General features: G+C 35.6%; 16 protein-coding genes. All 16 read left to right on the top strand.

Translation table 11 applies throughout. The features are described from left to right. Window positions 1–17 precede the first annotated feature (17 nt). The gene (locus V7083_RS04160) at window positions 18–1,844 is read left to right on the top strand and encodes a polysaccharide biosynthesis protein (protein ID WP_335475682.1); all 1,827 of its coding nucleotides are present in this window, start codon (window positions 18–20) and stop codon (window positions 1,842–1,844) included. Window positions 1,845–1,856: 12 nt separating this feature from the next. Next, window positions 1,857–2,735, top strand: a complete 879-nt coding sequence (gene galU, locus V7083_RS04155) for a UTP--glucose-1-phosphate uridylyltransferase GalU (protein WP_335475680.1) — start codon at window positions 1,857–1,859, stop codon at window positions 2,733–2,735. Window positions 2,736–2,758: 23 nt separating this feature from the next. Next, window positions 2,759–3,910, top strand: coding sequence for a glycosyltransferase family 4 protein (locus V7083_RS04150; RefSeq protein ID WP_335475677.1), 1,152 nt, complete (start codon window positions 2,759–2,761; stop codon window positions 3,908–3,910). Continuing rightward, window positions 3,895–5,004, top strand: a complete 1,110-nt coding sequence (locus V7083_RS04145) for a glycosyltransferase family 1 protein (RefSeq protein WP_335475676.1) — start codon at window positions 3,895–3,897, stop codon at window positions 5,002–5,004. Before V7083_RS04150 ends, V7083_RS04145 begins: the two co-directional genes overlap by 16 nt. A 4-nt stretch (window positions 5,005–5,008) precedes the next feature. Continuing rightward, a complete protein-coding gene (locus V7083_RS04140) occupies window positions 5,009–5,890 on the top strand; it encodes a glycosyltransferase family 2 protein (protein ID WP_335475674.1) in 882 nt (293 codons plus the stop codon). Between the two features lie 35 nt (window positions 5,891–5,925). Continuing rightward, entirely contained in the window at window positions 5,926–6,999 is a 1,074-nt protein-coding gene (locus V7083_RS04135) for an EpsG family protein (protein ID WP_335475672.1), read from the top strand. A gap of 24 nt (window positions 7,000–7,023) precedes the next feature. Beyond that, window positions 7,024–8,151 carry a glycosyltransferase family 1 protein gene (locus V7083_RS04130; protein WP_335475670.1) on the top strand — a complete coding sequence of 376 codons (1,128 nt, stop codon included), beginning with the start codon at window positions 7,024–7,026 and terminating at the stop codon, window positions 8,149–8,151. Between the two features lie 33 nt (window positions 8,152–8,184). Next, window positions 8,185–9,384 carry a glycosyltransferase gene (locus tag V7083_RS04125; RefSeq protein ID WP_335475668.1) on the top strand — a complete coding sequence of 400 codons (1,200 nt, stop codon included), beginning with the start codon at window positions 8,185–8,187 and terminating at the stop codon, window positions 9,382–9,384. Window positions 9,385–9,406: 22 nt separating this feature from the next. Beyond that, window positions 9,407–10,474: a UDP-glucose 4-epimerase GalE gene (gene galE / locus V7083_RS04120; protein WP_335475666.1), complete on the top strand. Its 1,068-nt coding sequence runs from the start codon at window positions 9,407–9,409 to the stop codon at window positions 10,472–10,474. Between the two features lie 24 nt (window positions 10,475–10,498). Then, window positions 10,499–10,642, top strand: a complete 144-nt coding sequence (locus tag V7083_RS04115; protein WP_335475664.1) for a hypothetical protein — start codon at window positions 10,499–10,501, stop codon at window positions 10,640–10,642. A gap of 27 nt (window positions 10,643–10,669) precedes the next feature. Continuing rightward, window positions 10,670–11,284, top strand: coding sequence for a sugar transferase (locus V7083_RS04110; RefSeq protein ID WP_335475662.1), 615 nt, complete (start codon window positions 10,670–10,672; stop codon window positions 11,282–11,284). Further along, window positions 11,281–11,943, top strand: a complete 663-nt coding sequence (locus V7083_RS04105) for an acetyltransferase (protein ID WP_335475660.1) — start codon at window positions 11,281–11,283, stop codon at window positions 11,941–11,943. Before V7083_RS04110 ends, V7083_RS04105 begins: the two co-directional genes overlap by 4 nt. A 28-nt stretch (window positions 11,944–11,971) precedes the next feature. Continuing rightward, window positions 11,972–13,105: a DegT/DnrJ/EryC1/StrS family aminotransferase gene (locus V7083_RS04100; RefSeq protein ID WP_438823691.1), complete on the top strand. Its 1,134-nt coding sequence runs from the start codon at window positions 11,972–11,974 to the stop codon at window positions 13,103–13,105. 35 nt (window positions 13,106–13,140) lie between these two features. Next, entirely contained in the window at window positions 13,141–13,491 is a 351-nt protein-coding gene (locus V7083_RS04095; RefSeq protein ID WP_335475656.1) for a helix-turn-helix domain-containing protein, read from the top strand. Window positions 13,492–13,562: 71 nt separating this feature from the next. Beyond that, on the top strand, window positions 13,563–14,597 hold the full coding sequence (locus V7083_RS04090; RefSeq protein WP_335475654.1) for a glycosyltransferase family 2 protein: 1,035 nt from the start codon (window positions 13,563–13,565) through the stop codon (window positions 14,595–14,597). Between the two features lie 57 nt (window positions 14,598–14,654). Continuing rightward, on the top strand, window positions 14,655–15,224 hold a 570-nt coding region (locus V7083_RS04085; RefSeq protein ID WP_335475652.1), incomplete at its 3' end, for a CDP-glycerol glycerophosphotransferase family protein.

Below are 15,224 nucleotides of genomic sequence, written 5' to 3'. Positions count from 1 at the left end.
GTTTTGAGGGGGATAGTATGACATACCGGCAAAGAGTATCCTTATTTCTGCTAATTGATTCTTTTATTGTCCTAACAGCTATCTATTTTAGCCGCTTCTTAGTAAATGGCACTTTTTATGTCATTACTTTTCCAATGGTAATTAGTTCAATTGTCATTTTAGCCAGTCATTATTATCTATCATTTAGAATCCATTTGTATAAGAAAGCGTGGGAATATGCCAGTATTGGGGAATTGCTTAGTATCCTTAAGGTTGTAACATTGTCAATTATCGTTGCTGCTTCGGCACAGGCCATTATTTTTCATGAAATATTTTATCGATTGTTAACCGTAACATGGCTGCTGAATATGTCATTAATCGGGGGATCACGGTTTTGCCTGAGAATGTTTAGAGATTCACATTTACAAAAATATGAAAGTAAAAAAAGAACTCTCATCATTGGAGCAGGATCTGCCGGTACGATGGTGGTAAGGCAACTGCAACAGAATAGTGATGCTGATCTGTTGCCGATTGCATTTATTGATGATGATGATAAGAAACACCAGCTCGATATATTAGGGGTTCCAGTCATTGGCGGCATTAATCAAATTGAATTTGCGGTTAACAAATTAAATATTGAAAACATCGTGATTGCCATTCCATCACTTAGCAAAAGAGAACTAAACGCCATTTTCCAAGAATGTGCTAAAACGAAGGCTAAAACGCAAATTCTGCCAATGTTGGAGGATTTGATGACAGGAAAAGTATCTGTTAATCAATTTCGTGATGTCCAAGTAGAGGATCTATTAGGAAGAGAACCTGTAGAACTAGATATGATTACAATCTCGGAAAATATTACAAATAAAAATGTATTGGTAACAGGAGCAGGGGGTTCTATCGGATCAGAAATTTGCCGTCAATTATCTTGTTTCAAGCCGAAAAAATTGATTTTATTAGGCCATGGTGAAAACAGCATCTATTCGATTGAAATGGAACTAAAGGAAACGTTCAAACATACAGGGATTGAATTTATCCCCGTTATTGCAGATATCCAGGATGCCAAGAAAATGATGACTGTCATGAGCATGTTTCAACCAGACTCCGTCTATCATGCAGCCGCACATAAACATGTTCCATTAATGGAGGCCAATCCTGAGGAAGCCATTAAAAATAACATAGTGGGAACCATGAATGTGGCGAAGGCGGCCAGTTGGAATGGGGTAAAAACCTTTGTCATGATTTCAACGGATAAAGCAGTGAACCCAACCAGTGTGATGGGCTCATCAAAACGGCTAGCTGAAATGATCATTCAGCATATGGATAAAGAAAGTGAAACAAAATTTGTAGCTGTTCGATTTGGCAATGTGTTAGGAAGTCGTGGAAGCGTCATTCCGTTATTTAAACAACAAATTAAAAAGGGCGGTCCGGTCACTGTTACCCATCCAGATATGGTCCGCTATTTTATGACCATTCCTGAGGCATCCAGATTGGTGCTTCAGGCAGGGGCACTTGCCAGTGGTGGTGAAATATTCGTATTAGATATGGGTGATCCGGTTAAGATCGTCGACTTGGCCAAAAATCTGATTAAACTCTCGGGTAATTCGATTGATGAGATTGGAATCGATTTTACTGGTATGCGACCAGGCGAAAAGCTTTTTGAAGAACTATTAAAACCGGAAGAAGTACATGATCAGCAAATTTATCCAAAGATTTATGTTGGGAAAGCTTCAGACCTTCTAATCGAGGAAATTGAAGATATTATCATTTCTTATCCAAATCTTGCGAAAGAAGAGCTAAAAGAAAGGCTTGTGGCGCTTGCTAATTACAAAGTCGCCCCTCAGGCACAATTATCAGTTTCAGTTTAAGGAGTGCATATTATGAAGGTGAGAAAAGCAATTATCCCAGCAGCGGGACTTGGAACAAGGTTTCTTCCGGCTACAAAAGCAATGCCAAAGGAAATGCTGCCAATCGTTGATAAACCAACAATCCAATATATCGTGGAAGAAGCGGTTGAGTCCGGAATTGAGGATATTATTATCGTAACTGGAAAAGGAAAACGAGCAATTGAAGACCATTTTGATCATTCTTTTGAACTAGAACACAACCTATTGGAAAAAGGAAAGTTTGAGCTATTAAGTGAAGTTCAAAAGTCGTCAAAACTGGTGGATATCCATTATATCCGGCAAAAGGAACCAAAAGGTTTGGGGCATGCCATTTGGTGTGCACGAAAATTTATTGGTAATGAACCATTCGCAGTACTGCTTGGGGATGATATTGTCCAGGCGGAAAAGCCTTGCCTAAAACAGTTAATCGACCAATATGAGAGATATAATGCCTCCGTTCTAGGAGTGCAAACAGTTCCTGAAGAAGAAGTATCCCGTTACGGAATTGTCGATGGAAAGATGATGGGGGAACGGTTCTACAGTGTGAATAGTTTAGTAGAAAAACCAAAGCAGGAGGAAGCCCCTTCTAATCTAGCGATACTAGGCCGGTATATTTTAAGTCCGAAAATTTTCGGAATATTAGGCAAACAAAGGCCGGGTACGGGCGGAGAAATCCAGCTTACTGATGCCATTGCTGCATTAAACCAACATGAAGCGGTTTATGCTTATGATTTCGAAGGTGTTCGCTATGATGTTGGGGAGAAGATGGGATTCATAAAGACAACGATTGATTTCGCAATTCAACGAGAAGATTTAAGAAAAGAGCTCTTATGTTATCTTTCTTCCGTAATTGAAAATGAACTAATCAAATAGAGTTTAAAGGGTAGTGGGTGGAAATGAAAAAGAAAGTGTTATTCTGTGCCACAGTTGATTACCATTTTAAAGCCTTCCATTTACCGTATTTAAAGTGGTTCAAAGAGCAAGGATGGGAAGTACATGTTGCGGCATCTGGCGAGTTAAAACTTCCGTTTGTTGACAGGAAATTTACCATTCCCATACAAAGGTCGCCATTTAAGAAAGAAAACATAGTCGCGTACAAAACGCTAAAAAAAATTATTGAGAGAAATCAATATAAAATGATCCACTGTCATACTCCGATGGGGGGAGTCATTACAAGGTTAGCGGCGAGGGCGTCCAGAAAAACGGGAACAAAGGTAATATATACTGCACATGGCTTTCATTTTTGCAAAGGGTCCTCTTTCATTAATTGGCTACTTTATTATCCAATTGAAAGATTACTAGCTAACAGTACGGATTGTTTAATTACCATTAATCAAGAAGATTTCAATCTTGCAAAAACTCATCAATTTAATTCAAAACAAATTCTCCATGTACATGGAGTGGGAGTTAATACAGAAATATTCAGACCTGTATCTGAAACAGATAAACATGAGCTCAGGAAAGAACAGGGGTACCTCCCAGAAGATTTTTTGATGTTTTATGCTGCTGAATTTAATAAAAACAAGAATCATAAATTATTAATTGAATCATTGGCATTAATAAAAGAAGAAGTTCCGAGGGCAAAGTTATTATTAGCTGGTGAAGGCCCGCTTTTAAACGAATGTCAAGATTATGCAATTCAATTAGGTGTAGATCATATGATAGATTTTCTGGGCTACCGTCATGATATTGATGTTCTTTTAAGAATGAGTGATGTTGCAGTGGCCTCTAGTTTTAGGGAAGGACTTCCGGTAAATATTATGGAGGCAATGTCCTGTGCCTTACCAGTCATCGCGAACGACAATAGAGGGCATAGGGAATTGATTCAAAATAATTATACTGGCTGGACTATTTTAGACGGTATAGATGGTTTTTCAGAGAAAATCAAAATCCTTGCGGCCAATTCAGACCTTAGATACCAAATGGGATTAAATGGTCGAAATGAAATATTAACAAAATATAGCATTCATAAGGTATTAGAGGAAAAAACGAATATCTATCGTGGACTTATGGCAGATAAGGAGGAAATGGTGTGGGCAGTCCGATAAGAATCTTGCATGTTGTAGTCAATATGAATCGTGGTGGTGCGGAGACGTTAATCATGAATCTGTATCGGAATATTGACCGCACCAAAGTACAATTTGATTTTTTAACCTGTAAGCCGGGAGTCTTTGATTCGGAAATCATGGAAATGGGTGGAAAGGTTCATCGGATCCCCTATATAACCGATGTGGGGCATTTAAAATATGTAGAGGCACTTAATCACTTTTTTACCTCAATCAATCAATATAAGATTGTTCATTCCCATATGGATAAGATGAGCGGATTGGTACTTCGGGAAGCCAAAAGGGCAGGGATCCCTACTCGTATTTCTCATAGTCACAATACCAGCAGTGAAGGTGGGATTGCCTCAAAGGTTTATAAATGGTATGCCGGAAATTTTATACTTCATAGTGCGACAAATTTATTAGCATGTTCCAGTGGCGCTGCTGAATGGTTATTTAAAAGAAAATCAGCAGAAACAAAAATAGTGAAAAACGGTATCGTTAGTGAACTGTTTGATTATTCCGAAGAGGTTAGAAAAGAAGTTCGCGATGAATTAAATATTTCGAATGATGAGTATATATTAGGCCATGTTGGGAGATTTAATCTCCAAAAAAATCACAACTTTCTGATTGAGGTATTTGCAAAATTAAATAAGAAAGTGAATCATTCAACATTACTGCTAATAGGTGACGGACCTCTTCGCACAAGCATGGAGAAAAAGGCCAAGGAACTCCAAGTAAGTGATAAGGTAAAATTTTTGGGTATTCGGTCTGATATTCATCGAATCCTACAAAGTTTGGATGTGTTTGTTTTTCCTTCGTTACATGAAGGTTTACCTGTTTCATTGGTTGAAGCCCAGGGTGCTGGATTACCCTGCATCATTTCCGATGGAATCTCAAGAGAAGTAGACTTGGGTGGGGATTTAATAGATTTTCTTTCATTATCAGAGCAGGATGAATGGATTAGAAAGTTAATGGACTTACAATCAAAAAAGTTTTATAGACAGAGTTACTCAACGTTTATTTCAAATAAAGGATATGATATTAGAGAATCAGCAGAATATATGGAAAGATTTTACTTAGGTTTATCAGGGTGATGAAATGAAATTATTAACTGTTTTTACTCCAACCTTTAATCGGGCTTATTGTCTTGAAAAATGCTATCAAAGTCTTGTTCGTCAAACATCAAAGGACTTTGTTTGGTTAATTATTGATGATGGCTCAACAGATCATACTAAGGACTTGGTTGAAAATTGGATTAGGGAAAAGAAAGTAGAAATTCACTATCATTGGCAGAAAAATCTGGGCATGCATGGTGCCCATAATACCGCCTATGAACTAATCCAAACAGAGTTAAATGTATGTATTGATTCAGATGATTTTATGCCTGAAGATGCTGTTGAGAAGATTGTAACCTTTTGGAGACAACATGGAAATGAACATGTCAGCGGTATCATTGGTCTTGATGCTGATACCAATCAACAAGTGATTGGTACTAAATTACCTAATTTGAAAAGCTCCACCTTGTTTGACCTTTATTATAAACATGGTGTGACAGGTGATAAAAAATTGGTATATCGTTCAGAATTAACTAGAGCATATCCTTATCCTATTTTTGAAAATGAAAAGTATGTGGGGCTAGCTTACAAATATTATAAGCTAGATGAAATGTATGAGATGTTATTAATGAATGAGGTATTATGCTGTGTGGAATATTTACCTGATGGATCATCGATGAATATGTTTAATCAATATCGACGGAATCCACAAGGGTTTTCCTTTTACCGAAAAGAACTAATGAACCTTCCGTATTCAAATCTTAAATTTAAATTTAGGCAAGCAATACATTATGTTTCCAGTAGTTTCATGCTTAAAGACTGGAAGTTTTTAAGGAAATCTCCAAAGAGACTTTTAACCTTAATGGCAATTCCTTTTGGATTCTTATTATTTGTTTATATTTCATCATCATCAAGGAATGCTTAAATAATATTTGAACTAATGCTGAGAGGAAATGTATTATGACCATTCTATGGATAAATCTAGCCATAGTTTTTATTTTGTCTTTTTTTTCAAGATATTTTTCGGTTCCGGCTACAGAGGTAAATGCTGCCGTTCCAATTAAACCAAATAAATTATTAGTTTTTGGAGTGCTTATATCACTTGTAGCTGTTTCTGGTCTTCGTTCCAATATAGGTGATACTTACTTTTATAAGCATATATACGAGATCAATAATTTTTCGTGGGATTATATTCACTCACAAAAGGATATTGGATTTGGAATCCTGCAAAGATTTCTAAAACAATTCTCGAACAATCCACAAATTTTAATTTTAATTACTGCTATTATTACAAATATCTTGATCATTGCTGTCTTATATAAATATTCTCGATTATTTGAACTAAGTATGTATGTTTATATTACGGGTGGGCTTTTTTTAGTTTCGATGAATGGGATAAGGCAATGTTTGGCAGCGGCAATTGTATTTACAGGTACACACTTTTTAATTAAGGGGAATTTTTTTAAGTTTCTAGTCATCGTTCTTTTTGCTTCTACATTTCATGAAAGTGCTTTGGTATTGATCCCAATCTATTTTTTAGTTCGCTACAAAGCGTGGTCAAAGGCTACCTTTATTCTATTATTTTTCTCAATCGTTATCGTTGTTGGCTTTGATAAATTTGCAACAGTATTATTTTCTGCAATAAAGGACACACAATATGGCCATTATCAAAATTTCAATGAAGGTGGTGCCAGTTCCATAAGAGTGGCGGTTAGTGGAGCTCCATTAATAATTGCTTATATTTGGAGAGAAAAGTTTCGCCGAATGTTCCCAGAGAGCGATTTTATTGTGAATATGTCGGTGATTGGCTTTGTATTTATGATTATATCCACTCAAAATTGGATATTTGCCAGATTTTCAATTTATTTTAACTTATATCAATTAATTCTTATTTCCTGGGTTATTAAACTCTTTAATGAGAGAGACCAGAGAGTCATTTATTATGCCTTATTAATATGCTATTTTCTCTTTTATTATATTGAAAGTGTAGTTTCCTTAAATGTGATATACAAAAGTGACTATTTACTATTTTAATTATGAAAATACGGGATGAAAAAAATGAACAATGAGCCTAAACGGATTTTACATATTGTAAGTTCCATGCAGCGTGGTGGGGCAGAAACGTTAATCATGAATATTTATCGGAATATCAACCGTGATAAAATCCAGTTTGACTTTATTACGCATTCACTGGTTAAGGGTGATTTCGATGATGAGATTCAACAACTAGGTGGGCATATCTATCATATTCGTAGTTTAGGACAACTAGGTCCGATTCAATATATAAAAGAATTGCTAAGGGTTATGAAAATGTACCCTTTTGCAGCAGTCCATGCCCATACCGATTACCAAAGTGGATTTCCAGCATTGGCTGCAAAACTGTCAGGCATCCCTAAAAGAATCTGTCATTCACACAGTACGAATTGGCAAAGAGGAGCTAGTAATAAGGAAAAGATAACCTTAAAGTTACTTCAATCTTGTATTAGATTTTCCGCCACCCATTATTGTTGCTGCAGTGAGGAAGCAGGTTCCTTTTTATTTGGAAGGGAACTAATTAATAGAGGGAAAGTCAAGATCCTTAATAATGGGATTGATCCTTCTGAATTCGTAAGAAGTATAAACGACCGCCAACAGATAATTAAAGAATTAAATTTGTCGAAAGATGCCAAAATCATAGGTCATGTTGGACGCTTTTCGGAATCTAAGAATCATATATTTTTATTACAGGTACTAAAAAAATTAACTGAACAGGATAGCAGTTATGTTGCATTATTAATCGGGGATGGACCATTAAGAAAAGAAGTCGAAGAAGAAGCTGGAAGAATGGGACTTTTAAAAAATATACGATTTTTAGGAGTACGAGCGGATATTTCAAGATTTATGAATGCTTTTGATTTGTTTTTATTCCCATCCAAGTTCGAAGGATTCGGTATTGTGACAATAGAAGCCCAATGTTCAGGAACTCCCTGTATCATTTCGGATACTGTACCTAAATCTACAGACATGGGATTAGATTTAACAACTTATATTAGTCTAGAAGAAAGTCTTGACCATTGGTGTTTCAAAATTAAAGAGGCCTTAATGAGTACTAAACCTGATTCAGACTTAATTGTTCAACAGATAGATAAACGAGGTTACAGTATTAAAGAAAATGTGAAGGAATGGAATGATTTGTATGGGGCTTGATAGTAAAAATAATAAAGATTGAGGTCATACAATATGAAAAAAAAAATATTAATTTCATCCTTTGACTTGGCAATCGGGGGAGTAGAAAGAAGTTTATTAGGCCTTTTAAGGCATATAGATTATAGCAAATATGAAGTGGATTTAATGTTATTTAAACATGAAGGTGAGTTTTTATCCTTTTTACCATCGGGTCCTAAATTATTGCCAGAAATACCGGAATATACAACGTTTAGAAAGTCAGTTCCCCAGATTATAAAAGAAGGTCATTACCCTATCGCATTCACAAGGGTAGTAGCTAAATATTTAGGGGAAATACAAGGGAAAGTGAAACGAATGGATGAACCTGGATATCTAGTGATTCAATATGGATGGGAAATGACCAATCGGTTACTGCCAAAATTAAATAAAGAGTATGATGTGGCCATAGGTTTCCTATGGCCACATCATTTTATCGGAGAAAAGGTAAAAGCGAAAAAACGAATTGGCTGGATTCATACCGATTATTCGAACATCCAGCTTAATAAAAAAATGGAAGAAAAAATGTGGAATAAATTAGATCAGATTGTAGCTGTTTCAGAAGAATGTTCAAATACCTTTTTAAGCCAATTTCCTACATTTAGAGAAAAAACAATGGTAATTGAAAACATTCTCTCACCAGAGTTAGTTAGAAAACAAGCCATTCAAGATGAGGTTACTGAATTGAAAAAAACGAAAGGAAAAACGATTCTTTTAACAGTTGGCCGACTTTCACATGCAAAAGGAATAGATAGAGCGATCTATGCATGTAAGGAATTAATACAAAAAGGCTATGATGTGGAATGGTATGTGGTTGGGTATGGTCCGTTAGAGCAGGATTTGCGTGAACTCATTCAGAAATTGGATTTATCAAAAAGGTTCCATCTTCTTGGAAAAAAAACAAATCCATATCCTTATATAAAGGAATGTGATATCTATGTTCAACCGTCCAGATACGAAGGGAAAGCTGTAACTATTCGTGAAGCACAAATTCTTGGTAAGCCGATTGTGATAACGAATTTTCCAACAGCCAAAAGCCAAGCAACAAACGGATTTGATGCTTTGATCACAGGGCAAGATATCCATGCTATCGTAAGTGGAATCCAACAATTAATTGATGATCAAGATTTAAAAACTACCTTAATTTCAAATGTACTTTCAAAGGATTACGGCAATGTGAATGAGATAGAAAAATTATATGAATTGATTGGTTCATGAGCGCAGGGAGAGTGAAGCTTAAATGGCAGTATTAATTACAGGGGGCGCCGGCTACATAGGCAGCCATACTTGTGTGGAATTATTAAATGCAGGATTCGAAGTTGTCATTCTAGATAATTTTATTAATAGTAAGCCAGAAGCCATTGAACGAATCAGGGAGATTACCGGTAAGGAAGTCAAAACATATACTGCTGATTTACTTAATATGGAAAAAGTAAATCAAGTATTTGAAGAAAATGATATTGAGTCAGTCATCCATTTTGCCGGGTTAAAAGCGGTTGGAGAATCGGTTTATTATCCACTAAGATACTATCATAATAATATTACAGGCACCCTGGTTCTATGTGAGGTAATGAAAGCACATAATGTAAAGAGATTAGTATTCAGTTCTTCAGCCACTGTTTACGGAATGCCTGACAGGGTTCCGATTTCCGAGGATTTTCCTACTGCTGCTTTAAATCCATATGGCCGTACTAAATTGATGATTGAAGAGATTTTAAAGGATCTCTACAATTCAGATCAAGAGTGGAGTATTGCTTTGTTGCGATACTTCAATCCAATAGGAGCCCATAAAAGTGGTCTAATTGGTGAAGATCCTAATGGAATTCCCAATAATCTTATGCCTTACATCACACAAGTAGCAATAGGAAAACTAAGAGAACTCAACGTTTTTGGCAATCAATATTCTACTAAAGATGGCACCGGGGTAAGGGACTACATACATGTGGTTGATCTGGCAAAAGGTCATTTAAGAGCCCTTGAAAAAGTGTCAACTTCATCCGGAGTCGAGGCATATAATTTAGGAACCGGGAAAGGTTACAGTGTATTGGAAATGGTTTCCGCTTTTGAAAAAGCCTCAAGAGAAAAGATTCCATATCAAATTGTGGAACCGAGACCAGGGGATGCAGCCATATGTTATGCAAATCCATTAAAAGCAAGGGAACAGCTTGGATGGGTGGCAGAGAAGGATATTGATCAGATGTGTGAGGATTCATGGCGTTGGCAGAAAAGCAACCCAAATGGTTATAAAAATATGCAAAAGGACAATCTCCATTTATTAAAGAATGGGGATTTTTTTATGAAAAAATAAAGTAATTTAGGTGAGGTTAGAACAGTGAAGATATCTGAAAATCTATCTCAACAAAAATTCCAGGAAATTTTGGTTGAAATCTACAACAAGGGAAGTCAAAACACCAACATTAAGGTGAAAGAATTGATTGAGGAAATCAAGCAGCATCTAATGAAGGAGATTCATTAATGATGATAAAAAGGAAGGGAATAGGAAATGAAGCGGTTGTTTGATTTGGTCATTTCAATGATGTTTTTGGTAACTCTGTCCCCCTTCTTCATAGTCATTGCTCTATTAGTGAGACTAAAGCTTGGAACCCCGGTCATATTTAAACAAAAGCGTCCTGGTTTACACGGGAAGCCCTTTATTCTATATAAATTTAGAACGATGACAGATCAAAGAGATCCTGCTGGCCAATTATTATCTGACCATATAAGACTGACCTCTTTTGGAAAGTTTTTAAGAAAATATAGTTTGGATGAATATCCCCAATTAATCAATGTTATAAGGGGAGATTTAAGTTTAGTAGGACCAAGACCATTGTTAGAGGAGTATCTTCCCTTATATTCAAAAGAACAAGCCGTACGTCACAATGTTAGGCCTGGAATAACGGGATGGGCACAAGTGAATGGCAGAAATGCCATTACATGGGATGAAAAATTTCAATTGGATGTTTGGTATGTTAATAACTATTCCTTCTTGTTAGATATTAAAATCTTAATTTTGACCCTACTTAAAGTTGTTAAATCGGAAGGAATTAATCAGCAAGGAAAAGCAACGGTAGAACGTTTTACTGGATCAAATTCCACCGTGGGAAGTGGAAATGGATGAAGATTGTCGTTGTTGGCCATGGCGGGCATAGCAAGGTTATTTCCGACTTAATCCTACAAAGTGGTTATGAGATTCATGCCTATTTAGATGAAAAGTATAGGGAGCCTATAGTAAAAAAAAATATTATCTATGGCCCTATTAATTGGGCAAACAAACTAATTGAAGACGATTTTGACATTAAATTTATTATTGCCATTGGCAATAATAAAATCAGAAAACAAGTCGTTCAAATATTGCATCTTACCGAAGATTATTATGTGACATTAATTCATCAATCAGCAATTGTGAGTCCTACCTCTTGTATCGGGGCTGGTACAGTCGTAATGCCAAATGCAGTAATTAATGCAGACAGTAAAATCGGACAGCATACGATTATTAACTCTGGATCCATTGTTGAACATGATTGTCAAATCGGTGACTTTACTCATCTATCACCTAGAGCTGTTCTTACCGGAGCTGTACAGGTGAATGAAGGAGTTTCCATAGGTGCAGGGGCTACTGTAATTCCGAATATAAAGATTGGTGAATGGGCAATTGTAGGAGCCGGTGCAACCGTAATTCACGATTTACCATCCAAATGCACGGCAGTAGGAGTTCCAGCAAAAATAAAGAGTGATAGTAAAGATGGGGGCGAAGAATTTGTTAAATATTGCATCTAAAAAAAGAATCTTTCTCTCTTCCCCACATATGAGTGGGAATGAACAAAAGTATGTTAATGAAGCATTTGAAAGCAATTGGATCGCCCCTTTAGGTCCCAATGTGGATGCATTTGAAAAGGAAATTGCCCAATATGTAGGAGTCAAAGAAGCTGTTGCAGTGAGTTCAGGAACTGCAGCTATTCATTTGGCTCTTTCTTTATTAGGAGTTCAAAAGGGAGATAGAGTATTCTGCTCAAGCTTGACATTTATAGCCAGCGCAAACCCAATTATCTATCAAGGAGCTGAGCCGATCTTTATTGATTCTGAGCCGGAAACGTGGAATATGTCGCCGAATGCTCTTGAAAAAGCATTCAGCGATTCTGTTAAAGAAGGGAAGTTACCTAAAGCAGTAATTGTTGTCAATTTGTACGGTCAGAGTGCAAGGATGGATGAGATTATAGCCATTTGTGACAATTATGATGTTCCCATAATAGAGGACGCTGCAGAATCCCTTGGTTCATCTTATAAAGGAAAAGCAAGTGGAACTTTTGGAAAGTTCGGAGTCTACTCGTTTAATGGTAACAAAATAATTACCACTTCAGGTGGTGGTATGTTGGTATCCAATGATTCTGAGGCAATGAAACGTGCTCGTTTTCTGGCTACTCAGGCAAGAGATCCAGTACCACATTACCAACATAGTCAAATTGGGTTCAATTATCGATTAAGTAATGTTTTGGCGGGAATTGGAAGGGGACAATTAGAGGTTTTAGACGAAAGAGTTGAACAAAGAAGGACTATATTTAATAAATACCTCGAAGAGCTCTCAGGCTTACAAGGATTTCATTTTATGCCAGAGCTGAAAGAAACTCGTTCAAACCGATGGCTAACCGCTCTTACCTTGAATCATCAAGAGGCTGGCCTAGCCCTTCATGACTTACTTAAGGTGTTTGCTGATGAAAATATTGAGGCACGTCCAGTTTGGAAACCGCTTCATCTGCAGCCGGTTTTCCAACAGGCGAAGTATTTTAAACACAGTGAAAAAGAAAGTGTATCTGACAGTTTATTTCATAATGGAATGTGCTTGCCATCTGGGTCCAACATGACGGAAGAAGATCAATGGCGGGTCATTGATTGTGTGAGAAACGCAGTAATATCTAAAGAAGGCGATAAAAGGATAATGTAATACCATAACTTTAACAATAAAACGGGGTATGTTCGATGATAGGAAGCAATATTTATAAATTAAGAAAAAAAAGGGGATTAACTTTATCTGAGCTTGCCGAACGGGCTAATATATCAAAATCCTACCTTAGCAATATTGAAAGGAATTTAAATCAAAACCCATCTATTCAGGTTATAAAAAAAATTGCGGGAGTTTTGGATGTAGAACTAAATGAACTGTTGTACCAACATCCTGAACTTGATGAACCAAACGCAGATATATCTGAACAAGAGCTTATTGAGTTAGTAAATGAATTAAAGGTATCCGGCATAGACAAGAAGGAATATAAAACCCTCATTGAATTCATTAAATGGCAAAATAAAACAATGGGTGTAAAAAATAATTAATTGTTTAATATGGATCTGGCCGACTTCACCATTTCCATTTCTATGAAAAATTGAAGGCAGGCGGAGACAAGTTGAATGAAACTGTTAGTGTTGTAGTTCCAATTTATAAAGTAGAGAACTATTTGTCCAGATGTATTGAAAGTATTGTAAAGCAAACATATAAGAATTTAGAAATCATTTTAGTAAACGATGGATCCCCAGATAACTGTGGGATGATGGCAGAACAATATGCAAAAGAGGATAGCAGAATTAAGGTACTACATAAGGAAAATGGTGGGTTATCAGATGCTCGGAATTATGGTATGAGTCATGTTACCGGTGACTTTACTATTTTTGTAGACAGTGATGACTGGCTGGATGAGAAATTGATTGAACGATTAATGGCAATAGGCAATAAATTTCAGGCAGATGTAGTTCAAGCGGCTTTTTATTATGCTTATGATGATTATCTTTTATTTGATAGTAAATTGTATCCAAAAGAAAAACATCCAATAATTTATCATAATAAAGAGCTTATGAAACAGCTTGTCATGAATGAAAGAGTGAAAAACTTCGCATGGGGCAAACTTTATAAAACAAAATTAATAAAAGATATCCCTTTTAAAAAAGGCGTATTATTTGAAGATGTATTCTGGGCACACCTAATAATGCAGCAAGTTAACACCTTTGTATTAATGAATGAACCTTTATATTACTATTACCAAAGAGAAGACAGTATTGTAGCAAACTATTCTAGTAGAAATCTTGATATTATAAAGGGCTTATTAGAAAGACATGACTTTATTGAAAACCACTATCGTGACCTTTCCGATCAATCTTATAAAATGATAGTAAAAACCCAATTAATTCATTATAATCTCCTGCTTAGAAATCGTGAAAAGGATTATGAAGGTTCCTATAGAAAGGAAATAGAGTTTTACCTAAAAACTAATTATTCAAAATTAATTAGGGCAGTAGAACAGGAAAAATTGTTAAAAAGACAACTAAAATTATTTAGGATACATCCTTATTTTAATATATTACTATTGATTATTTTAAAGGTATTAAGAAAAATAAATGTAATTAATCAACCTAAGCGGTTAGAACGAATAGAATTAAAAAAATGAATGGGCAGTTCCTAATTAAAAGGAATTGCTTTTATTTTGTTACGGAGGCTCTTGACAGTGATTAAAAAATATTTAGCACTAGCCTTAATTTACTTCTTTAATTGCCTTCCCATTAAGAAAAATAAAATCTTTTTATTTAGCTATTATGGAAGCCAGTATGGATGCAGTCCTAAATATATAACGGAATATATTCTTAATCATTATCCAAAAGGTAAGTTCGATATTGTCTGGGCATTTAATAATCCAAACGATAAAAAACACTTAACCGATTTTAGAAAAGTTAAAACGATGTCTATAAAGTATTTTTATGAATTATGTACTTCAAAGGTTGTAATTACTAATTTTAGAACAACAGATTTGTATGTTAAAAGGAAAAATCAATATTATATTCAAACCTGGCACAGTTCATTACGATTAAAACAAATTGAGAAAGATACGGAAAAAACTCTTCCAAATGGATATCTTCAAATGGCTAAAAATGATTCCCGCAAATGCGATTTACTATTATCTGGATGTGAGTATAGTACCAAAATATTTAAACGTGCTTTTTGGTATAATGGGGAAATTTTAGAAAGTGGTATACCAGCTAATGACCTATTATTTTCAAATGATTTACATGTTAAGGAG

Origin of the sequence: Bacillus sp. JJ1764 (genome assembly GCF_036962145.1) — a bacterium.
Taxonomy (GTDB): Bacteria; Bacillota; Bacilli; order Bacillales; family Cytobacillaceae; genus Neobacillus.
The sequence above is the reverse complement of the archived record's forward strand: the minus strand, read 5'-3'. Positions and strand labels throughout refer to the sequence as shown.